The 20,154-nt window shown below is 76.6% G+C and carries 22 protein-coding genes; 9 read left to right on the top strand and 13 right to left on the bottom strand.

What is annotated here, in order from left to right; translation table 11 throughout:
• Window positions 1–211 precede the first annotated feature (211 nt).
• Window positions 212–907 carry an ANTAR domain-containing protein gene (locus ACI79Z_RS13030; protein ID WP_456902865.1) on the bottom strand — a complete coding sequence of 232 codons (696 nt, stop codon included), beginning with the start codon at window positions 905–907 and terminating at the stop codon, window positions 212–214.
• A 445-nt stretch (window positions 908–1,352) separates the two neighbouring features.
• Here ACI79Z_RS13030 and ACI79Z_RS13025 point away from each other — a divergent pair, with 445 nt between their 5' ends.
• Window positions 1,353–2,624 (top strand): PP2C family protein-serine/threonine phosphatase, encoded by a 1,272-nt coding sequence (locus ACI79Z_RS13025; protein WP_456902864.1) that lies wholly within the window; start codon window positions 1,353–1,355, stop codon window positions 2,622–2,624.
• 15 nt (window positions 2,625–2,639) lie between these two features.
• Here the strand turns inward: ACI79Z_RS13025 and ACI79Z_RS13020 are convergent, their stop codons facing one another.
• Window positions 2,640–3,071 carry an ATP-binding protein gene (locus ACI79Z_RS13020; protein ID WP_387985948.1) on the bottom strand — a complete coding sequence of 144 codons (432 nt, stop codon included), beginning with the start codon at window positions 3,069–3,071 and terminating at the stop codon, window positions 2,640–2,642.
• Between the two features lie 102 nt (window positions 3,072–3,173).
• Complete coding sequence (locus ACI79Z_RS13015) at window positions 3,174–3,491, bottom strand: hypothetical protein (RefSeq protein WP_387985945.1); 318 nt, start codon at window positions 3,489–3,491, stop codon at window positions 3,174–3,176.
• Between the two features lie 286 nt (window positions 3,492–3,777).
• On the opposite strand from ACI79Z_RS13015, the gene ACI79Z_RS13010 reads away from it, so the two are divergent.
• Entirely contained in the window at window positions 3,778–5,328 is a 1,551-nt protein-coding gene (locus ACI79Z_RS13010) for a phospholipase D-like domain-containing protein (RefSeq protein WP_387985942.1), read from the top strand.
• Between the two features lie 11 nt (window positions 5,329–5,339).
• Here ACI79Z_RS13010 and ACI79Z_RS13005 read toward each other — a convergent pair whose 3' ends face one another.
• The 3 genes from ACI79Z_RS13005 to ACI79Z_RS12995 are packed head-to-tail and all read right to left on the bottom strand — an operon-like array spanning window position 5,340 to window position 8,949.
• Window positions 5,340–6,641, bottom strand: coding sequence for a hypothetical protein (locus tag ACI79Z_RS13005; protein WP_456902863.1), 1,302 nt, complete (start codon window positions 6,639–6,641; stop codon window positions 5,340–5,342).
• Window positions 6,638–7,051 carry a cupredoxin domain-containing protein gene (locus ACI79Z_RS13000; RefSeq protein WP_387985936.1) on the bottom strand — a complete coding sequence of 138 codons (414 nt, stop codon included), beginning with the start codon at window positions 7,049–7,051 and terminating at the stop codon, window positions 6,638–6,640. Before ACI79Z_RS13000 ends, ACI79Z_RS13005 begins: the two co-directional genes overlap by 4 nt.
• Window positions 7,048–8,949, bottom strand: a complete 1,902-nt coding sequence (locus ACI79Z_RS12995; protein ID WP_456902862.1) for a hypothetical protein — start codon at window positions 8,947–8,949, stop codon at window positions 7,048–7,050. Before ACI79Z_RS12995 ends, ACI79Z_RS13000 begins: the two co-directional genes overlap by 4 nt.
• A gap of 72 nt (window positions 8,950–9,021) precedes the next feature.
• Between ACI79Z_RS12995 and ACI79Z_RS12990 the strand changes: the two genes are divergently transcribed.
• Window positions 9,022–9,786 (top strand): MerR family transcriptional regulator, encoded by a 765-nt coding sequence (locus tag ACI79Z_RS12990; protein WP_456902861.1) that lies wholly within the window; start codon window positions 9,022–9,024, stop codon window positions 9,784–9,786.
• Window positions 9,787–9,796: 10 nt separating this feature from the next.
• On the opposite strand, the gene ACI79Z_RS12985 is transcribed toward ACI79Z_RS12990, so the two are convergent.
• Entirely contained in the window at window positions 9,797–9,994 is a 198-nt protein-coding gene (locus ACI79Z_RS12985; protein WP_387985928.1) for a hypothetical protein, read from the bottom strand.
• A gap of 77 nt (window positions 9,995–10,071) precedes the next feature.
• On the opposite strand from ACI79Z_RS12985, the gene ACI79Z_RS12980 reads away from it, so the two are divergent.
• The 5 genes from ACI79Z_RS12980 to ACI79Z_RS12960 all read left to right on the top strand — a co-directional run bounded on the left by ACI79Z_RS12980 (window position 10,072) and on the right by ACI79Z_RS12960 (window position 14,339).
• Window positions 10,072–10,962 carry an arginase family protein gene (locus ACI79Z_RS12980; RefSeq protein ID WP_456902860.1) on the top strand — a complete coding sequence of 297 codons (891 nt, stop codon included), beginning with the start codon at window positions 10,072–10,074 and terminating at the stop codon, window positions 10,960–10,962.
• Window positions 10,963–11,002: 40 nt separating this feature from the next.
• Window positions 11,003–11,779 (top strand): SDR family NAD(P)-dependent oxidoreductase, encoded by a 777-nt coding sequence (locus ACI79Z_RS12975; RefSeq protein WP_456902859.1) that lies wholly within the window; start codon window positions 11,003–11,005, stop codon window positions 11,777–11,779.
• 12 nt (window positions 11,780–11,791) lie between these two features.
• Window positions 11,792–12,319 (top strand): methyltransferase domain-containing protein, encoded by a 528-nt coding sequence (locus tag ACI79Z_RS12970; protein ID WP_456902858.1) that lies wholly within the window; start codon window positions 11,792–11,794, stop codon window positions 12,317–12,319.
• Window positions 12,320–12,352: 33 nt separating this feature from the next.
• Complete coding sequence (locus ACI79Z_RS12965) at window positions 12,353–13,528, top strand: acyl-CoA dehydrogenase family protein (RefSeq protein ID WP_387985917.1); 1,176 nt, start codon at window positions 12,353–12,355, stop codon at window positions 13,526–13,528.
• Between the two features lie 115 nt (window positions 13,529–13,643).
• Window positions 13,644–14,339: a response regulator gene (locus ACI79Z_RS12960; protein WP_387985915.1), complete on the top strand. Its 696-nt coding sequence runs from the start codon at window positions 13,644–13,646 to the stop codon at window positions 14,337–14,339.
• Here the strand turns inward: ACI79Z_RS12960 and ACI79Z_RS12955 are convergent.
• The 5 genes from ACI79Z_RS12955 to ACI79Z_RS12935 all read right to left on the bottom strand — a co-directional run bounded on the left by ACI79Z_RS12955 (window position 14,321) and on the right by ACI79Z_RS12935 (window position 18,207).
• Complete coding sequence (locus ACI79Z_RS12955; protein WP_456902857.1) at window positions 14,321–14,542, bottom strand: hypothetical protein; 222 nt, start codon at window positions 14,540–14,542, stop codon at window positions 14,321–14,323. The two genes, ACI79Z_RS12960 and ACI79Z_RS12955, sit on opposite strands and share 19 nt — an antisense overlap.
• 73 nt (window positions 14,543–14,615) lie before the next feature.
• Window positions 14,616–15,794, bottom strand: coding sequence for a sensor histidine kinase (locus ACI79Z_RS12950; RefSeq protein ID WP_456902856.1), 1,179 nt, complete (start codon window positions 15,792–15,794; stop codon window positions 14,616–14,618).
• Window positions 15,795–15,982: 188 nt separating this feature from the next.
• Complete coding sequence (locus ACI79Z_RS12945; protein ID WP_387985907.1) at window positions 15,983–16,711, bottom strand: DUF3618 domain-containing protein; 729 nt, start codon at window positions 16,709–16,711, stop codon at window positions 15,983–15,985.
• A 51-nt stretch (window positions 16,712–16,762) separates the two neighbouring features.
• Complete coding sequence (locus tag ACI79Z_RS12940) at window positions 16,763–17,350, bottom strand: phage holin family protein (protein ID WP_387985905.1); 588 nt, start codon at window positions 17,348–17,350, stop codon at window positions 16,763–16,765.
• Between the two features lie 2 nt (window positions 17,351–17,352).
• Complete coding sequence (locus ACI79Z_RS12935) at window positions 17,353–18,207, bottom strand: ATP synthase subunit B family protein (RefSeq protein WP_387985903.1); 855 nt, start codon at window positions 18,205–18,207, stop codon at window positions 17,353–17,355.
• A 301-nt stretch (window positions 18,208–18,508) separates the two neighbouring features.
• Here ACI79Z_RS12935 and ACI79Z_RS12930 point away from each other — a divergent pair, with 301 nt between their 5' ends.
• A complete protein-coding gene (locus tag ACI79Z_RS12930; RefSeq protein ID WP_456902855.1) occupies window positions 18,509–19,351 on the top strand; it encodes a siderophore-interacting protein in 843 nt (280 codons plus the stop codon).
• Window positions 19,352–19,357: 6 nt separating this feature from the next.
• On the opposite strand, the gene ACI79Z_RS12925 is transcribed toward ACI79Z_RS12930, so the two are convergent.
• Window positions 19,358–20,152, bottom strand: a complete 795-nt coding sequence (locus ACI79Z_RS12925; protein ID WP_387985898.1) for an enoyl-CoA hydratase/isomerase family protein — start codon at window positions 20,150–20,152, stop codon at window positions 19,358–19,360.
• Window positions 20,153–20,154: the final 2 nt, after the last annotated feature.

The following is a 20,154-nucleotide window of genomic DNA, read 5'->3' as shown; positions in this document are numbered from 1 at the left end:
TCGCCGGCCGTCTTCGGCGCGTGAGTCGGCGAAACGGGCGCAGCTGCATCGTCCGTCGGCCGGTCCCGTCGCTCGCGTCGGAGGCAGGCCACCGCGCCGGCGCCTCGGGTGTGCGGAGGGCGGCCCCGCCACCCCGGGTCTGGAGTGGCGGGGCCTGACCGCGGCACGCCCCCCGGGTGGCCGCCGCGGCTGCTCGGGGTGCAAGCAGACGCTATGCGTCTCGCCAGTGCACCGCCTGCCCAGTGGATCGTGGGGGCCGGGCTGGGACGAGCGGCAGTTCGCCGGTGAGGACGAGGCGCTCGGCGATCTCGCGGACCTTGACGTTCCTCCTCATGGACACCGTGGCGAGGGCTTCGAAGGCCTGATCGGGGGTCAGCCTGTGGCGCTCGATCAGGATGCCCTTGGCCTGCTCGATGACCGCTCGGGACTCGAGCGCGATCCGGAGGTCGTCGGCCGTCTGCCGGGCCCTGCGGTACGCCTGGACGGTTCCGGCGGCGACCGCCGCGTAGGGGGCGAACCCGGTGGCCACCGCTCGGCTGGCCTCGTCGAAGGCCTCCGGCCTCCGGGCGTAGACGTTCAGCGATCCCGCGACCTGCTCCTCCCCGGCGAGGACCAGGGGCACGGCCAGCAGACTGAGGACGCCGTGCTCGGCGACGTAGCGGCCGTAGTCGGGCCACCGGCTGTCCACGCGGGTGTCGCTGATCTCGACCAGGACGCCGTCGTGGGCGGTGTGCAGGCACGGCCCGTCCCCGCGGCGGTACTGGGCCTCGTCGAGGCCGAGGGCCAGTGGCCCGGTGTCGACGACCGTTCGCGGCTCGTCCCCGATCAGCAGCGTGACCGATGCCTCCGGGTCACCGGGCATGACCCTCTTGGTGAGGTCCGCCATCGACTGCAGCAGGCTCTCCATGGAGAGTTCCTGCAAGGACCTCTGGCCCAGGTGCTCCAGGGCCTCCGCTGCTCTCGTGGACCGTTGCTTCCCGCTGTGGGCCACCGCAGGCCTCCGGTCTGATCGATACCGGGGCACGACCTCGGCGGCGAACCCCACGGTGGGCTCCGCATCTGGGCTACGCCGCTGCCTGACGCAACATCGACGCCCGACGCCGGGCGCTGGAGGTGACCCTATCCGACTGCCTGGCCGGCACAGTGGCGGTCTCGGACGTCGTCGGGCGTCCTCGAACCGCCTCGGTGACGTCGGGAGACGGCAGGGCCTCAGCCGGGCGCGGGTCCGCCGACGTGGTCGCAGTCGTGGTTGCAGCTGGGTCGGACCTGCGGCGACACAGGTCGGACCCTCGTCGTCGTACGGGGTCGGCGCGGCCGCACGGCAGCCGGGGACTCCTCCCTAGAGTTGCCCCATGTCGATGCGGCCGGTCTCCGGCCTCGACGTCGGCGTCCTGCTCGAGCGGGTCGAGGGGACGGCGCCGATCGGGGCCCTGCAGGCCGCGGCGGAGGCGCTCGCGGAGATGCTCGGGGCGCGGGACCTGACCTTCCTCATCGCCGACTTCAGCGGCCGCGCCGTCGTGCGTCTCACCACGGGGATCGCCGGAGCCGAGGGCGGTCGCTCGCAGGCGGGCGCGCACGCGGAGACCCTGCCGCTGTCCGGCACCGTCTACGACCGCGTGCTGCGGACCCAGGAGGTCGACGTGCGACCGCTCGACGACGGGGCCCTGGTGGTCGCCCCGGTCAGCGACCGGGGGGACGCGATCGGGCTGCTGGAGCTGGTCCTGCCGGCGCACCCGGACCCGGCGGTGGTCGCCGACGTCGCCGCCGCCGCGCACGCCCTGGCCTACGTGGTCATCGCCGCCCGCCGGTACACCGACGTGTTCGAGTGGGGTCAGCGCACGACCCCGTTCTCCCTGGCCGCGGAGATCCAGCGCCGGCTGCTCCCGGCGTCCTACACCTGCGAGGCCGGGCAGTTCACCCTCGCCGGCTGGCTCGAGCCGGCCGCCTCGGTGGGCGGGGACACCTTCGACTACACCCTCAACCAGGACTCGCTGCACGTGTCCGTCACCGACGCCGTCGGTCACGAGGTCCGGGCCGCCCTGCTGGCCACGCTGCTCGTGGGCGCCCTGCGCAACGCCCGCCGGAAGGGCCTGGACCTCGCCGGGCAGGCCCGCTACGCCAACGACGCCCTCGCCGACGACGCCGCGGCCGGGCAGTTCGTCACCGGGCAGCTCCTGCGCGTGGACCTGTCGTCCGGGACGGCCGTGGTCGTGAACGCCGGTCACCCGCTGCCGCTGCGGCTGCGGGACCGCAGGGTGCAGGAGATCGGCCTGGACGTCGAGCCGCCGTTCGGTGTCGTGCCCCGCGCGTCCTTCCGGCCCCAGGAGCTCCGGCTGGTACCGGGGGACCGCGTGGTCCTCCTCACCGACGGGATGCAGGAGCGCAACGCCGCCGTCCTGGACGTCGCGGCGGCCCTCCGCGACACCGCGGACCTCCACCCCCGGCAGGTCGTCCAGGAACTGGGGGCCGCGGTCCTGCGCGCGACCGGCGGCGACCTCCGCGACGACGCCACGGTGGTGTGCCTGGACTGGTACGGAGGTCCCCCGCGCCGGCGGGACAGCGCGCACGGCGCCGACGCCGGCCGCGCCTCGTCGGCGCGGTCGCCCCGCCGCCCGGACGCCTGACCGCGGGCGCGGACCTCACCCGGCGCCGAAGCGGGCCCAGACGTGCTTGCGGTCGTCGGCGACGGTCCACCCGCGGTCGACGCTGAGGTGGGCGACCATGCGCAGGCCCATGCCGCCGAAGGCGGGATCCCGGTCGGCCGCGGGCTCGGGTGCGGTGCGCGGATCGCCGTCACTGACGTCGAGCAGCACTCCCCGCCCCGTGCGGACGGCGAGGACCCGCACGGGTGCGCGGCCGTGCCGGAGGCCGTTGGACGCCAGTTCGTCGACGGCCACCACGAGGTCGTCGACGACCGCTCCGTCCGCGTCGGACCCCTCGGCCCCGCCCGCCGCCCAGACCCGCAGCTGCGCCCGTACGGTGCGCAGGTCCGCGGCGTGGGAGATCTCGCACTCGTAGCGGGGTCCCGTGGTCTCGGGACACGGCCGCCGCGGCCAGGGCTCCAGGTCCATGGGCTCGTTCCGGTCCGGGGATGTCCCGGCAGCAGTGCCCCGTCGCCGGCGTTCCGAACCCGTCCGGGTCGTCGCGCGACCGTCCGTGCCCGTCGTCGGGTCTCAGGACGGCCGGTCCGCCCCGCGCTCGGCGGCGCGGTCGCGCTCCCGCGACGCGAACTCGCGGGCCTCGCGGGCCTCGCGGCGGAGCCGCTCGCCGTCCTCCGGGCGGGTCTCGGCGAGCTGGTCGAGGGTCTCGGCGAGCCGCGTCTCGGTGTCGGCGATGGTGCGGGAGGTCCGGGCGAGCGCGTCGGCCAGTGCCTCCTTGCGGAGCAGGAGGTCCTCGGCACGGCGCCGCACGGCCTCGGCCCGCCGGGCGAGGTGCCGGGTCCGGTCGACCTCGCCGGCGGGGGGCGCTCCGCCGTCCCCCCGGGGCTCCACGGCGGACAGCGTGACGCACCGGCGTGCGCCGCGGCACCGTCCGCTGCGTCCCGCGGCGACGATGTGGGCGTGCGCCGCCGCCGAGCAGACCGCCGAGGTGCAGCGGCTGGTGGGCCTCGGCGCCGAGCGCGTGGACGGGACGCCCACCCCGACGATCCCGACCCCGTCGTCCTCGCCGACCCCGAGCGCGACCGGTTCCGCGTGGTCGACCGGGCGCACGGCTGACCCCACCCCGGACGGGGGAGGGTGCGGCGCGGCCGCTTGCGCAGGTCGGCAGACTGCCGGGGTGATCGAGAGCGCCGACGCCGCCGGGACGACCGCACGCATCCCCTCCCTCCCGGCCGCCCGGACCGCTCCGGTCCCCGCCCCGTCCGACGACACGCTGCTCGTCCCCGGGGAGACCTGCTGGCGGATCGAGCGCGCCGACCGCCACGCCGTCTTCGTCGACGCCGCCGACTACTTCGCCACCCTCAAGCGCGCGGTGCTGCGCGCCGAGCGCCGGGTGCTGTTCATCGGCTGGGACTTCGACCCGCGCATCCGGATGGACCCGCGCACGCCCGGCCGCGCCCGCGACGACCGCCTGGGCCGCGTGCTCGAGCACGCCGTCCGCGCCAACCCGCGGCTGGAGATCGGCGTCCTGCAGTGGGACCTCGGCATGGTGGTGGCGCTCACCCGCCGCATGGCCCCCATCGTGCTGCTCGACCGGCGCACCCCCGACCGGCTGCGGTTCACCGTCGACACGCACCACCCGCTCGGCGGTGCGCACCACCAGAAGATCGTCGTCATCGACGACTGCCTGGCCTTCGCCGGCGGCATCGACGTCACCGCCGACCGCTGGGACACCTCCGAGCACCGCGACCGCCACCCGCTGCGGCACCGGCCGCACACCACCCGCCTGCGCGGGCCCTGGCACGACGTCACCAGCCTGGTCTCCGGCCCGGCCGCCCGCGCGATCGGCGACCTCGCCCGCGAGCGCTGGGAGAGCGGCACCGGGGAGCACCTGGAGCCGGTGACCGACGTCGAGGCCTGCTGGCCCGAGGAGGTCGAGACCTTCCTCACCGACGTCGACGTCGCGGTCTCGCGCACCCGCCCCGAGTACGGCGGCGCCGAGCTGGTGCACGAGATCGAGCTGCTGTGGCTGGCCGTGGTCGCGGCCGCCCGGCGCACCGTCTACGTCGAGACGCAGTACTTCGCCAACCGCCGGGTCGCCGAGGCGATCGCCGAGCGGCTGCAGGAGCCCGACGGGCCGGAGTTCGTCGTCGTCCTGCCGCGGTCGGCCGACGGCTGGCTGGAGAGCAAGGCCATGGACACCGCCCGGGTGAAGCTGTTCGACCTGGTCACCCGCGCCGACCGGTACGACCGGTTCCGGCTGCTCGTGCCGGTCACCGAGGAGCGCCGGCCGATCTACGTGCACGCCAAGGTGACCTGCCTCGACGACCGGCTGCTGCGGATCGGCTCGGCCAACCTCAACAACCGCTCGATGGGCCTGGACACCGAGTGCGACCTGTCGATCGAGGCCCGCACCGGCGACCCGCGCCACGACGAGCTGGCCGCGGCGGTCCTGGGCATGCGCCACCGCCTGCTCGGGGAGCACCTCGGGGTCGCGCCGGAGGAGGTCGCGGCCGCGGTGGAGGAGCACGGCGGGTCGCTGGTCCGCGCCGTCGACGCGCTGATGCGGCCGGCCGGGCGCTCGCTGGTCGCCTTCGAGGCGCCGGAGCTCGACCCGGTGGAGCGGCTGCTCGCCGAGACCGAGCTGCTCGACGCCGAGCACACCCCGAACCGCTGGCGCCGGGTGAAGCGGGCCTTCGCCGGCCGCCGGCGCCGCCAGCGCGGCTGAGCGCGGGCGGGTCAGAAGCCGAACAGCAGGCCCAGGCCCGCGACGGTGAACAGCACCATCACCAGCACCAGCGGCAGCTGGTCCGACGCCGGGGCCCGCGGCGCCACGCGCAGCACCTTCTCGTGGGCCAGCAGCACGCCGACGACGTGGCCCAGCACCACCGCGCCGACCTGCACCCAGGCGATGACGTCGGGGCTCACCGCGCGCAGGTCCACCACGTCGGCCGCCGTGCCGAACAGGTCGGCGCCGGTTCCGAACGGGTCGCTGGCGAGGATCCACGTCGTCTGCCCGTCGAGGGCGAGCAGCGAGAAGTAGTGCGCCACGGTGTAGCCGACCGCGATCGGCACCACCGACGCCGCGTACAGCCGGGGCTGCGGGCCCAGCGGGAGGCGGCCGAGGCGGCCCGAGAGCCGGGTGCCCAGCAGGTACAGGACCGCGACCAGCGCGGTGCACGCGACCAGTCCGACGGTGCCCGAGGCGGTGTCGCCGGCCGCCCCCGGGCCGGTCTGCCACCACGCGGTGCGGGAGAGCCCGTCGAAGCCGGTGGAGCCGAGCAGCACCACCACGACGGCGGCCAGTCCCGGGGAGTCCGGGCCGGCCATCGCGTTGGTCAGCGGCGAGCGGACGACGACCACGCCGTCGTCGCGCCGGCCGACGACCGACAGCCGGCCGAGGACGGCCGAGTACACCTCGAAGCCGTCGCCGCGGGCGAACCACCCCTCGCCGAACCAGGCCGCCGCGGCCAGGTGCACGACCGCGTGGGCGGCGAGGAAGACCGCGACCGCGACCGGCTCCGACCGGCCCGGGTACACCAGCTCCAGCCAGACGAAGGCCAGCAGCGAGCCGGCCGCCGGCCACAGCCCCAGCGCCGGCAGCCGGTCGGCGCCGCGCGGCGGTCCCGTGAGCACCCGCAGGCCGCGGGCGAGCAGCCGCAGCGGGTTGAGCACCCGCCACACCGGCCCGAGCAGCAGGCTCACCGGCACCAGCCCCACCCAGAAGGTCACGTAGAGGACCCAGGGCGCGAGGTTGTCCGCCGTGTCGTCGGGGCCGGCCAGCGCCACCGCCAGGACGAGCACGGCGACGGCGAGCGCGACCGCCTGCAGGCCCCGGCGCAGCGGAGCGCTGTCCGCGGCGCGCTGCACCCAGGCCGGCAGCGGGTGCCCGGAGGCGGCGTCGCCGAGCCTCGGCCGGCGCCAGAACAGCAGTAGGACGGTGAAGCTGACCAGGATCGCCGCGCCCGCGCCGTAGAGCGCCAGGCCGAGGGGGAGCGGCAGGTCGGTGCGCGACCCGACGCCGTGCGCGAGGACGGTCACCCGACCTGCAGCGACAGCAGCACCGTGCCCGTCCCGTGCAGCTCCACCTCGAACACCCCGGGGATGTCCGCGGTGAACCGCACCGTCGCGGGCGTGCCCGGGGCGAGCGCGGCCTCCAGGTCGTAGCCGTGCACGTGCACCTCGTCGGCGGCGTCACCGGTCACGGTGAGGGTCACCTGCTCCCCGAGGGGGACGGGGACGCGGCCGGTGTCGCCGGTGGCCCGCCCGCCGGCGACCTGCACCGCGAGCGCGCGGCCGGCCGGGGTGGGTGCGGCCGAGGACGGGGCCGGGGGCGGGGCCGAGGACGGAGCCGCCGTCGCCGACGGCGCGCCCGCGTCGGACGGTGCGGTCCCGGCACAGCCGCTCAGGGCCACGACCGCGAGAGCGGCCAGGGCCAGGCGGCGGGTCACCGGCCGGCCCCGCTCGGCGCCGGGGCCGTGCTGCCCACCGGCCGGTCGGGGGACCGCTCGCCGGCGCTGCCGCGGCGCGAGCAGCGGGCCACGCCCCAGGAGATGGCCGCGACGATCGCGATCGTGCAGGCCAGGACCACGAGGTTGGCCACGGTCCACAGCCCGCCGCCGGCGTCCTTCAGCTCCCGCTGCAGCAGGTCGACCTCCGGGACCGCCGCGCGGGTGACCCCGTCGGTGGCGGCGATCTCGCCGGCCGGGATGGCCGGGTCCTCGGGCAGGTAGACCGGCACCGCGGTGAGCACGCGGCCGTCGTGGATGCGCAGCATCGTCTTCCAGTCGTCGTGCACCGGCACCGGCTCGGTGGTCCGGTACTCACCCGGCCCGGTGCGCTCGAGGTCGGTGACGACCAGCCCCTGGCCCTGCCACGCGGTGATCTGCACCCACGCCGGGTCGTCGAGGGCGTCGGCGGGGTCCAGCCGCACGGTGACGTGCGCCGTCCGCGGGTCGGTGGTGACGTCCTCGATCGCGAGGGTGGCCTCGAGGTCGCCGGGCACGGTCGCGACCAGCCCGTTGGCCACGCCGCCGGCGAGGGCCAGCAGGCCCAGGACGAGCACGCCGCGCGCCACGGCGGGGCGCGGCAGCCGGCGGCGCAGGCCGAGCGCGAGCAGCGCGCCGATCAGCCCGCCCGCGACGCCCCCGACGACGGCCATGAGGGTGCCCTCGACCAGGACGTCGCCGTTCCACTCGAGCACCTGGGTGACCCGGGTCCACAGGCCCTCGACCGCCGTGCCGACGGTCCCGACCAGCACGCCGGCGACGGCGCCGAAGGCCAGCGGGCGGCGGGCGAGCGGCCAGGCCAGCGCGAGCAGTTCCACCAGCAGCGCGGAGCCGAGGTAGAGCGGGAACTGCGGCGTGATCTCGCCGAGGACCGGGCCGACGACGACGGCGATCGTGCCGCGGACGACGAGGAAGAACCCGGCGGCGGCCAGCGCCCCGCCCCGGCCCATCCAGAGCCGGGCGGCGACCAGCGCGGCCCCCGCGGCGCCGGCGATCATGAACGGCTCGAGCACCAGGCGGAACTGCGGGACGTCGAAGTCGAACTCGCCCTGGAACACCGACAGGCCCAGCAGCAGGCCGCCCATGGCCGAGGCCCGGCGGAGGAACCGGGCGCGGTCGCCCCCCTCGCGGCCGCCGTGCACCCGGCCACCGTGCACCCGGCCACCGTGCACCCGGTCGCCGTGCACCCGGTCGCCGTGCACCCGGTCGCCGTGGCCCTCCGTCTCCAGCACCAGCAGCCCGACGATCGACAGGCCGGCGCCGCCGATGAGCATGAGGTGGGTGGGGCCCCACAGCGTGACGTCCTGGCCGAACAGGCGGTGCCAGACGTCGTCGAGGGGGAAGCCGAGCAGGGCGTAGAAGCCCGCGGCGGTGAGCAGCACGCCGCCGACCGGGACGTCCCAGCCGCGGACGAACCGGACGGCGGCCGGGCCGGGGCGCTCGTCCAGCGGCATGGAGCAGGCCAGCACGCCACCGGCGAAGACCCCGAACAGGCCGAACAGGATGAGGTAGTGCGCGGGGTTGGCCAGCGGGCCCTCGTCGCGGCCGACGCCGACGTGCAGCGCGATGTCCCACATCATCCCGAGCAGCGCGACCAGCAGCGACGCCGTCGTCAGCACGGTCGGGAGGGCGACCCAGCCGGGGACGTGGGTGGCCCGGCCGAGGGCGCTCCCGGCGCGGGCGAGCACCGTCGTCCGGCGGGTGCGGTGGGCCCACACCAGGCCGAGCAGGACGGCGGTGAGGGCGAACCCGATGGCGGAGGCGAGCACGACCTCGCCGACGGCGGCACCGCCGGCGGGACGGTCCTCCACGGCGAGCAGCACTGGTCCCAGGGACGTCACGCCGCTATAGAACACTGATCGACGTCACATGGCAAAGTGGCACATCACCTACACCGTTACGATCGGGTCCTGATGGAGGCTGAGGAGCGGGCTGCCGAGCACGACGGCGAGCGGGAGATGACGGTCGACGAGCTCGCCGCGCGGGTGGGCATCACCGTGCGCAACGTGCGGGCGTACGCGGCCCGCGGGCTGCTGCCCCCGCCCCGGCTGGTGGGGCGCACCGGCTACTACGGCCCCGAGCACGTCGCCCGGCTGCTGCTGGTGCGCGAGATGCTCGCCGAGGGCTACTCCCTCGCCGTCATCGAGCGGACGCTGGCCACCGCCCCCGCCGTCGGCGGCTCGGCCACCCTCGCGCTGCACCGCGCGCTGCTCGCGCCCTGGCTGCCGCCGGAGCCGGAGGAGACCACCGCCGAGGAGCTCGCCGCCCGGGCGGGCGTGCCGGTGGACCCGGCCACCGTCGACGAGATGGTCCGGCTCGGCCTGGTCGAGCGGCTCGACGACGGCCGGCTGCGGGTCACCGACCCGCCGCTGCTGACCGCGGGCCTGCAGGTCGTCCGGCTCGGCGTGCCGCCGTCGGCGCTCATCGCCGCCCAGGCCCGGGTCATCGAGCTGGTGCGGGAGATCGCGGCCACCTACGTCGGCATGTACGTCGAGACCGGGTGGCGCGCGCTGTTCGCGGAGGGCTCGCCGCCGGACCAGCTCGCCCGGGTGCGGGCCGTGGTGGACCGGCTGCAGCCGGCCGCCGCGCAGGCGCTGCTGGCGAGCTTCCGCACCGAGATGGCCGCCGCGGTCGGCGCCGCGGTCGAGGCCGAGCTCGGCGCGCTCGCCGAGGAGTGAGCCGGGTCGCCTACCCGTCGCGGCCGGCCGACGGCTCGTCGATGGGCTCGTGGGAGCCGTCGAGCCCGTCGCGCTCGCGGGCGGCCAGCCGCCGGTCGCGCACCACCACGGCGACGACGACCGCGACCAGGACCGCCGCCGGCACGGAGAACCCGGCGGTGGCGATCAGGCTCAGCCCGTCGGTCGCCAGGACGCTCGTGCCGGACACGTCCTCCATGTGACACCGATCGGTGTCACGGTGTCAAACCGGCGCACCCTGTCGGCACCCGGCGGTAGGACACCGCCATGAGCCCGCGCCGCCCGCTCGACCTGCTGGCCGCCCCCTCCAGCGCCGCGGCGCACTGGCCCGGGCAGGAGCGCGCCTGGGCGGCCCTCACCGCGGCGGGCCTGGCCGGAGAGCTCGGACGGGCCCGGGAGGTCGCCGTCCGGGAGCTGTTCCCGCCGGTCCGGTGGGCCGCCGGCCCGGCCCCGGCGGGGCGGGTGCGCGACGCCGCCCGCGTCGTCGCCGGCCTGGCCGCGGTGCGGGACGCGGTCGCCACGACGCTGGACGCCGGCCGGACGCCGGTCGTGGTCGGCGGCGAGTGCACGACGACGGTGGGGCTGGTCGCCGGTGCCCGCGCCACCGGCCGGTCCCCGGGGCTGGTGTACCTCGACGGCGGGGTCGACCTGCGCACGCCGGCCGACAACCCGACCGGCGTCGCGGACTCGATGGCGCTGGCCCACGTGCTGGCGCTGCCCGGGTGCGATCCCGACCTGCTCGCGGTCGGCCCGGTCCGGCCGCTGCTGGCGGTGGACGACGTCGTGGCGGTGGGCGCCCGGGACGCCGAGCCGGACGCGACGACGGCGCGCCGGATCGGCCTCGCCGCCGTCCCGGCCGACGAGGTGGCGGCCGACCCCGACGGCGCCGCCGCGGGGGCCGCCGCGGCGGTGGACGGGCCCGACGGCTTCCTCGTGCACCTCGACGTCGACGTCGTCGAGTTCCTCGACCTGCCGCTGGCCGACGTGCCGGACCACGGGCGGGGGCTGCCGCTCGAGGTCGTCGCCGCGGTGCTGCGCCGGCTGTGCGCCGAGGACGGCTTCCGCGGCCTGTGCCTCACGGAGGTCAACCCCGACCACGCGCCGGACCCGGGGGAGGTCGCCCGGCTGGTGGCGGTCCTCACCGCCGCGCTGGCCTGAGCCACGGTTCCGCGCGGGCGCCGCGGGGGAGGAGCAGGGCATGAGCGGTTCTGCGACCTTCGACTTCACCGGCTCCGTCGTCCTCGTCACCGGCGGCGGGACCGGCATCGGCCTGGCGATCACCCGGGCCTTCCTCGACGCCGGCGCCACCGTCGCGATCACCGGCCGCCGGCGGGACCGGCTCGAGTCCGCCCTCGAGGGCGTGCCCGCCGAGCGCGGCGCGGCGCTGCCCGCGGACGTCTCCGACCCGGCCCAGGTGCGGCGGCTGGTCGCCGACGTCGTCGACCGGTTCGGCCGGCTCGACGTCGTGGTCAGCAACGCGGCCGGCTACGAGAGCGGGGAGGTCACCGACCTCGCCGACGAGGCGTGGGAGCAGATGCGCGCCACCAACGTCGACGCGTTCTTCCACCTCGCCAAGGCCGCGCTGCCGCGGCTGGCGGAGTCCGGCGGCAACCTGGTCGCCGTCTCCTCGGTGTCGGGGCTGCGCGGCGACTGGGGGCAGGCCGGCTACAACGCCACCAAGGCGGCGGTGACCAACTTCGTGCGGTCGCTGGCGCTCGACTGGGGCCCGCGCGGCGTGCGGCTCAACGCCGTCGCCCCCGCGTTCACGTTCACCGAGCTCAACGCCGACGCCCCCCGCGACGACGAGTCGCTCGCGCCCTTCCGCAACCGCATCGCCCTGGGACGGCCCGGGGAGCCGGAGGACATCGCGCCGTCGGTGCTGTTCCTCGCCTCCGAGGGTGCGCGGTACGTCACCGGCGCGGTGCTGGCCGTCGACGGCGGCACCAGCGCCTCCACCGGCCAGGCCCACGTCTGAGAGGGCGCACGGGTGACCGCCCGCGCCGCCTCCGACCGGCTGGCGTTCGTCGCCGGCGTCGTCGCGGCGGCGCCGGGGGAGCGGGTGCTCGAGGTCGGCTGCGGCGCCGGCGTGCTGGTCACGGAGCTCGCGGCCGCGGTCGGCGACGGGCGGGTGGTCGCGGTGGACCGGTCGGCGCGGATGGCCGCCGCGGCCGCCCGCCGCAACCGGGAGGCGGTCGACGCCGGCCGGGTGCGGGTCCTCGCCGCGCCGCTGCTCGACGCCGACCTGGCCGGCGAGCGCTTCGACGCCGTCGTCGCCGTCGACGTCCGGGCGTTCTGGACGCCCCCGGCGCCGGAGTGGGACGTCGTCGCGCGGGTGCTCGACCCCGGCGGCCGCGTGGTCCTCGGGTTCTCGGTCATGCGCCCGGACGACCGGGACCGGGTGCGGGCGGCCGTGGCGCGGGTGGCGGGGGAGCGCGGGTTCGCGGTGACCGCGGCCGCGGAGGCGGCCACCGCGCCGTTCCCGACCGCCGCGGTCGAGGTGCGCCGTCCCGGGTAGGGGAGGGGCCACCCACCGACGGAGGACCCTGCGATGACCGACGAGCTGCCCGGCGACCTCTACGGCTACGAGACGCTGCTGGACGACGACGAGCGCAAGGAGCTGGCGGGCATCCGGCGCTTCCTGGCCGAGGAGGTCCGGCCCCGGGTCAACGACGCCTGGGCCGCGGCGGAGTTCCCGATGGACCTGGTGCCGCGCTTCGCCGAGGAGGGCATGGTCGGGCGCAGCTACGACCTGGAGCACCGGCCGCGCGCCTCCCGGCTGTTCACCGGGTTCATCGCGCTGGAGGCCGCGCGGGTCGACCCGTCGATGGCCACGTTCCTCGGCGTGCACAACGGCCTGTCGATGGGCTCGATCGTGCTGCTGGGCTCCGACGAGCAGCGCGCCCGGTGGGTGCCGGACATGGTCGCGCTGGACAAGGTCGGCGCGTTCGCGCTCACCGAGCCGCACGGCGGCTCCGACGTCGCCCGCGGCCTGGAGACCACCGCCCGCCGCGACGGCGACGAGTGGGTCATCGACGGCGCCAAGCGGTGGATCGGCAACGGCACCATCGCCGACGTCGTCGTGGTGTTCGCCCGCGACGTCGCCGACGACGCGGTCAAGACCTTCGTCGTCGAGAAGGGCACGCCCGGGTTCACGCCCACGAAGATGGAGGGCAAGTACGCCCTGCGCACCGTGCAGAACGCCGACATCGTCTTCGACGGCTGCCGCGTGCCGGCGGGGAACAAGCTCGAGCACGGCAACTCCTTCACGGACGTCAACCGGGTGCTCAAGCTGACCCGCGGCGGCGTCGCGTGGTCCGCGGTCGGCTGCCAGATGGGCGCCTTCGAGGCGGCGGTCGCCTACGCGAAGGAGCGCGAGCAGTTCGGCCGCCCGATCGGCGGCTTCCAGCTGATCCAGGACCTGCTCGCCCGGATGGCCGGCAACGTGACCGCGAGCCTCGGCATGGCGGTGCGGGTGTCGCAGCTGCAGGAGGAGGGCGTCTTCCGGGACGAGCAGGCCGCGCTGGCCAAGGCGTTCGTCACCGGCCGCGCCCGCGAGACGGTGGCGCTGGCCCGCGAGCTGTTCGGCGGCAACGGGATCCTGCTGGAGAACGACGTCGTGCGGTACTTCGCCGACGCCGAGGCCCTCTACTCCTACGAGGGCACCCGGGAGATCAACAGCCTGATCGTCGGGCGGGCGCTGACCGGGATGAGCGCCTTCGTCTGAGGAGGGCCCCTCGCGAGGGGGAGGCCGCCCCGCGCCCGGCTGCACGCCGCGGCGCGGGGCGCCGATGCCCTCCAGGAGACGGGCGGGACCGCCGCCCGCGGGCCGGGGAGGTGCGGTGGGCGCGCAGTCGGTGCTCGTCGTGGAGGACACCGAGGAGATCCGCGAGCTGGTGGCCACGGTGCTGGAGCGGGCCGGGCTCGACGTCCGCGCCGTCGGCTCGGGCGCGGAGTGCCTGGCCGAGGTGCGCCGGTCGGCGCCCGACCTCGTCGTCCTCGACCTCGGGCTGCCCGACGGCGACGGCACCGAGGTGTGCCGGCAGCTGCGCGCCGAGAGCGGCTGCTACGTCCTCATGCTCACCGCCCGCGCCGAGGAGGTCGACCTGCTCGTCGGCCTCGCCGTCGGCGCCGACGGGTACATGGCCAAGCCGTTCTCCCCGCGGGAGCTGGTCGCGCGGGTGCAGGCGATGCTGCGCCGCCCGCGCACGGTCGTCGCCGTGCCGGAGCCCGACGACGCCGTCGTCCGGCTGGCCGACCTCGAGGTCGACGAGGACACCCGCGAGGTGCGCGTCGACGGCGTCGTGGTCGACCTGACCCGCACCGAGTTCGACCTGCTCGCCGCGCTCGCGTCGCGGCCGGGCCGGGTGCTGCAGCGCGAGACGCTGCTGCGCGAGGTGTGGCGCACCGACTGGGCCGGCAGCCTGCGCCTGGTGGAGGCGCACATGTCCAACCTGCGCCGCAAGCTGACCGCCGCGGGGCTGCGGGCGGCGCAGATCCGCACCGTCCGCGGGGTGGGCTACCGGCTGGTGGCCTGACCACGCCGGGGCTCGGGGACCCGGCTGCCGGCGCAGCAGGTGGCCCGGGCGCGCAGCCGCCGCACCAGGACCGGGTCGGCCGCGGGGGACTGCGGGGCGGCGGGCGCCGCGGCGGACCCGGCGAGGAAGGCCAGCAGCCGGGCCGGCAGCTCGCCGCCCGGGCCCGGGGTCGTCCGCACCGTGTCACCGTCCTGCGTGCTCACGACGGGGAAGCCTGCCACCGGCCGCGCAGCCGGTCCGCGGGACCCCCGCGCGATCCGCGCGCGACCGGTGTGCTCAGCGCGGCAGCACCAGGGTCGCGGTGGTGCCGCGGCCCTCGGTGCCGGCGAGCTCCAGCCGCCCGCCGTGCGCCGCCGCGATGGCGTGCGTGATCGACAGGCCGAGCCCCACGCCCGGCACGCCGGCCCGCACGGCGGTGGTGGCGCGGGTGAAGCGGGTGCCCAGGGCCGCCCGCTCCGCGCCGGGGATGCCGACGCCCGTGTCGCGGACCTCGATGCGCACCTCGCCGTCGTCGGCGGTGCCGAGGCCCAGCTCGACCCGCCCGCCGCGGGGCGTGAACTTCACGGCGTTGGACAGCAGGTTGTCGACCGCCTGGCCCAGCCGCAGCGCGTCGCCGGGCACGACCGGCCCCGCGGAGGGCGCGGTCACCGCCAGCGCCACCCCGGCGGCGTCCGCGGTGACCCGTGCCGACTCCCCGGCGGCGCGCACGAGCGCGGCCAGGTCGACCTCGCCCGGCGTCAGCGCGAACCGGCCGGCCTCCACCTGCGCGGTGAACAGCAGGTCGCCGACGAGCCGCTCGAGGCGGGAGGCGTTGCGCTGGACGGTGGTCAGGTACCGGCGGTGGCCGGCGCCCAGCGCCGGGTCGTCGAGCACCAGCTCCAGGTAGCCGAGCACCGACGACAGCGGGGTGCGCAGCTCGTGGCTGACCAGGGCGACGAACTGGTCCTTGAGCCGCTCGGCCGCGCGCGCCTCGGTCGTGTCGGTGCCGACGAAGGTCCAGCCGGCGGGGCCGCCGTCGTCGTCGGCGCGGGGGGTGACCGCCACCGAGACGGTGCGCCGGGTGCCGTCGGCGGCCACGTACGTCCAGTCCCGGACGTCGCTGCCGCGCGCGGAGGCGACGGACACCAGCGCGTCCAGGCCGCGGCCGGCCAGCTCGGCGGGGTCGTGGAAGTCGGTGATCCGGCGACGGCGGACGACGTCGGCGCGGGGGAGCCCGAGCAGCCGCTCGGCGCCGGGGTTCCACACGCGGACGACGCCGTCGCGGTCGGTGCCGACGACGGACTGCTCGGTGATCGCGTCGACGACGCTGGTCATCGTGGCGGCGCGGGCGCGCAGCACGCGGGCGGCGACGGCGAGGTCCTCGCCGCGGGCGTCGACCAGCGCGGTGAGCGTGGCCCGCTCGGCCTGCAGCGCGGCGACCTGCGCGCGCAGCTCCGCGACCTCGGCGTCCGTCACACCGGCAGCGTCGGCCGCGGCCGGGCGCGGCTGCAGCGGGGGCCGGACCGGGTCACCCGGCGAGGGGAGACGCGGCAGCGCCCCGCCGGGACGGACCCGGCGGGGCGCTGCGCTGGTGAGGTGCGGGAACGGCCCCTCTGCGGGGTCCCGCCGCGAGCGTGCGAGCGGTGGGGCAGAGGGGTCCTTCCTCAGCTGCTGCTGGAGGCCTGGCTCTGCACGGACTCGCGGGACTGCTGGGCCTGGCCCTGCACGTCCTGCGCGGCCGACTGGCCCTCCTGCTTGACGGTCTGCGCCGCGTCCTGCGCGGTCGACCGGACCTCCTCGACGGCCTGCTGGGCGGCCGGCTTGAGCTGCTCGCCGACCTCCTGCGCCGCCTGCTTGGCCGGGGCGAGCAGCTCGTCCTTGTGCTCGCGGACCGCGCTCTCGGCCTGCTCGGCCAGCTGCCGCTCCTTCTCGGTGGCGGGCAGCAGGCTGGACACCAGCCAGCCGACGCCGAAGGCGATCAGCCCGGCCGCGAGGGGGTTGCCCTGCGTCTGGCGGATCACCGCGTCGGGGGCCTGCTGGACGGCGTGCGCCGCCTGGGAGGCGGCGTCCTGCACGGTGCCGGCCGCGGAGGACGCCGCGCCCTGCACGGTGCCGGCGGCGTTGGACGCCGCGCCCTGCACCGAGCCCACGGCGTGCTGCGCCATGCCGCGGGCGTCCTGAGCGGTGCCGCGCGCCGAGGACCGGGTGTCGTGGGCCGAGCCCATGACCTTGTCCTTGACGTTGGCGAAGCGGCCCTTCGCCGAGGCCATGCGCCGGTCGATGACGCGGGCGGGGTTGACCTTCTCGTTGAGGGCGTCGACGTCGTAGCTCAGCTCGCGACGCGTCTCCTCGATCTGCCGCCGGATGACGTCCGGGTCACTGCTGCTGGTCATGTCTGCTCCAGGGGGTGTGGTGGCCTGACCGGTCGGGTCGCGGGCCGAGGGTCAGTGGGGCTTGAGGGCGCCGGGGACCTGCTGGAGGGTGTCCACGGTCCGTTCGGGCTTCGGGTTCACCTGCCGGAACTTCTTGCGTCCCATGGCGTAGGCGACGGCCCCGATGACGCCCCAGATGACCGCCACGATCAGTGCGGCCAGGCCGGCGTCCATCACGTTCTCCAGCGCCCACCACAGGGCGAAGGAGAGGAACAGCACCGTCATGTAGCCGGCGAAGCCCGCGGCGCCGAACATGCCCGCGCCCTGGCCGGCCTTCTTGGCCTCGACCTTGAGCTCGGCCTTGGCCAGCTCGAGCTCCTGGCGCATGAGCACCGAGAGGTCCGTGGTGACCTCGCTGATGAGCTCGCCGACGGAGGTGCCGCCGACGTCGGGGCGGCCGGCCTCGGTCATCGGGGTGCCGCGCTCACCGGCGTGCGCCCCGTAGGACTGGGTCGGGTACTCCTGCTGGCCCGCGTAGTCCTGCTGGCCGGCGTAGCCCTGCTCGTAGCCGGGGGTCACGGCGTAGTTCGCCTGCGGCGGCTCCGGGGGGTAGCCCTCCTGGCCGCCCACCGGCGTGGCGCCGGAGTAGGGGGAGCTCATGGTCAGACCCCCTGGCCCGGGCGGCGGGTCGGGTCGTCCCACCCGGCGGGCGCCGACGGGGGCACCACGCTGCCGGCCGGCGGGACCGTGCCGTACGGCGGGGGCGGCACCGGGGTGCCGGGGGTGGCGGCGTGCTCGCCGTAGGAACCCGTCGTCGTCTCGTAGCCGCCGGTCGTCCCGTAGCCGGTGGTCGACTCGTAGCCCGAGTAGGTCGGGGCCGGGTCGACGTAGGTGCCGGTGGTGGAGGACGACGGCGTCGAGGCGAACTGCTGCGAGCCGGACGAGGAGCCGTTGCTGTGCGCGGCCTTGACGCCGCTGGTCAGCCGCCCGGCGAGGACGCCGGCGACGGCGGCGCCGAGCAGGAAGGTGCCGGGCCGACGGCGGGCGAAGGAGCGGACCTCCTCGAGCAGGTCGGCCGGCTCGCGGTTCTGCAGCATGTCCGCGAACTCCTGGACCTTGCCGGCGCCCTGCTGGATCAGGTCGCGGGCGGGGCCGGGGGCCGGGGCGTTGCCGTCGACCATGCCGCGCAGCTGCTCGGCCAGGCTCGACAGGCTCTGGCCGGCCTTCTGCTGCTGCGACACGACCTGCTGGCGGGCCTGGGTGCGGCCCTGCTCGACCAGGCTCTGCGCCTGCTGCTTGGTCTCGGCGACGACGTTCCTGGCCTGGTCCGCGGCGGTCGAGGCGACCTGCGAGCCGGCCTCCTTCGCGGTCTGGCCGACGTTGCGGGCCTCGTCCTTGGCGACGTCGGTGGTCGACGGCGAGCCCGAGCTGGTGGTCGAGGTCGTACTCGTCTCCCCGTAGCCGGTGGCGCCCGAGGAGGGCGGCGGCGGGAGGGGGGCGTCGATGGAGTGGGTCATCGTTCCTCCTGAGTGGATCTCGGTCGAGGCTGGCGCTACCCAGAAATGGATCACTCACACACGTCCCGGCGACGGCCGTCGCCGGGACGGATGCGGGTGGAGCAGGGCCGGCGATGCGTGGCGCCGGCCCGGTGAGCCGTGGGGAAGACGCGGTCGGGGAGCCGGCCGGCCCGGGCGTCCGTGCCCGGCGGCGTCGCCGTTCCCGCAGGCCACGGGCTACCCGGACGCACGGGTCCGAAACGGCGGCCGGGCTCTCGGGCGGCGCAGGTAAGGTGAGCCTTCCCTGATCCGAGGAGAGCTCATGGCCGACCAGTCCCCGCGCCGCAGGCGGACGCCCCGCATCGGCACCGTCGTGCGCACCAGCCGCGTGACGCCGCACGTCGTCCGCGTCGTCCTCGGCGGGGAGGGGTTGTCCGGCTTCGCGCCCGAGCACACCGACTCCTACGTCAAGCTGCTCTTCCCGCCGGCCGGTGCGCCCTACGCCGCCCCGTTCGACCTCGACGACGTGCAGGCCCGCCTGCCGCGCGAGCAGTGGCCCGCCACGCGCACCTACACGGTCCGCTCCTGGGACGCCGCGGCCGGGGAGCTGACCGTCGACTTCGTCGTCCACGGCGACCAGGGCGTGGCCGGCCCCTGGGCCCTGGCCGCCCGGCCCGGCGACACGCTGCAGCTGTTCGGCCCCGGCGGCGCCTACAGCCCGGCCGCCGACGCCGCCTGGCACCTCATGGCCGGTGACGAGACCGCGCTGCCGGCGATCGCCGCCGCGCTGGAGGCCCTGCCCGCCGGGGCGCGGGCGGAGGTCTTCGTCGAGGTGGCCGGGCCCGAGGAGGAGCAGGACCTCGCCACCGGCCCGGGTGTGCGGGTGACCTGGGTGCACCGCGGCGCGGCCCCCGGGGTGGCGCTGGTCGCGGCCGTCGTCGCGGCGGACCTCCCCGACGGCGACGTGCACGTGTTCGTGCACGGCGAGGCCGGCGCCGTCCGCGAGCTGCGCCGGTTCGTGCGCACCGGGCTCGGCGCCCCGCGCGAGCGGCTGTCGGTCTCCGGCTACTGGCGGGTCGGCAGCACCGAGGACCGCTGGCAGGCGGAGAAGCGCGAGTGGAACGCCGCCGTCGAGGCGGAGGAGCAGGGGCTCGGCGTCGCCTAGCGCCCCTCAGGGCGTCCAGGGGAAGCGCGGGGTGCGCCGCTCGGTGAAGGCGGCCACGCCCTCGGCGAGCTCGCCGGCGGCGATGGTCTCCCGGTACCAGCGGCGGGCCACCTCCTCGCCGTCGCCGCCCGCGGCCAGCGCGGCGGTGACCTCCTTGGCCGCGTGCTGGGTCAGCGCCGAGCGGCCGGCCAGCACCCCGGCGAACCGGCGCACCTCGCCGGCCAGGTCGCCGGCCGGCAGCAGCCGGTCGACCAGGCCGGTGCGCAGCGCGGTCTCGGCGTCGACCAGCTCCCCGGAGTACAGGAGGTAGCGGGTCGTCGCCGGGCCCACGAGCTGCATCAGCTGGCGGGTCGACGTCGGCGTGTACACGATGCCGACCTTGGCCGGGGTGACCCCGAAGACGCCGGTCGGGTCGGTGAACCGCAGGTCGCAGCAGGTGGCCAGCTCGACGCCGCCGCCGATGCAGTGGCCGCGGATCATCGCGATCGTCGGCCGCGGGAAGTCCCGCAGCGCCGCCTGCGCGGCGAGGTTGTCGCGGCGCAGGTGCGCCATGGGGTCGTCGGTGTCGGGCCCGCCGAGCAGGTCGGAGATGTCGGCGCCGGCGCAGAAGGTGGTCCCGGCGCCGGTGAGCACGAGCACCCGCACGGAGGGGTCCTCGGCCAGCCCGGCCAGCACGCGGGGGAGCGCTGCCCACATGCCGGCGGTGAGCGCGTTGCGCTTGTCCGCGCGGTCGATGGTCAGCACGGCGACGGCGCCGTCGCGGCCGACGCGCAGGTGGTCGGCGGGGTCGTTCGAGGTCACGC

The organism is Geodermatophilus sp. SYSU D00663, from assembly GCF_054050655.1.
This window is presented reverse-complemented; position numbering and strand designations above follow the sequence as displayed.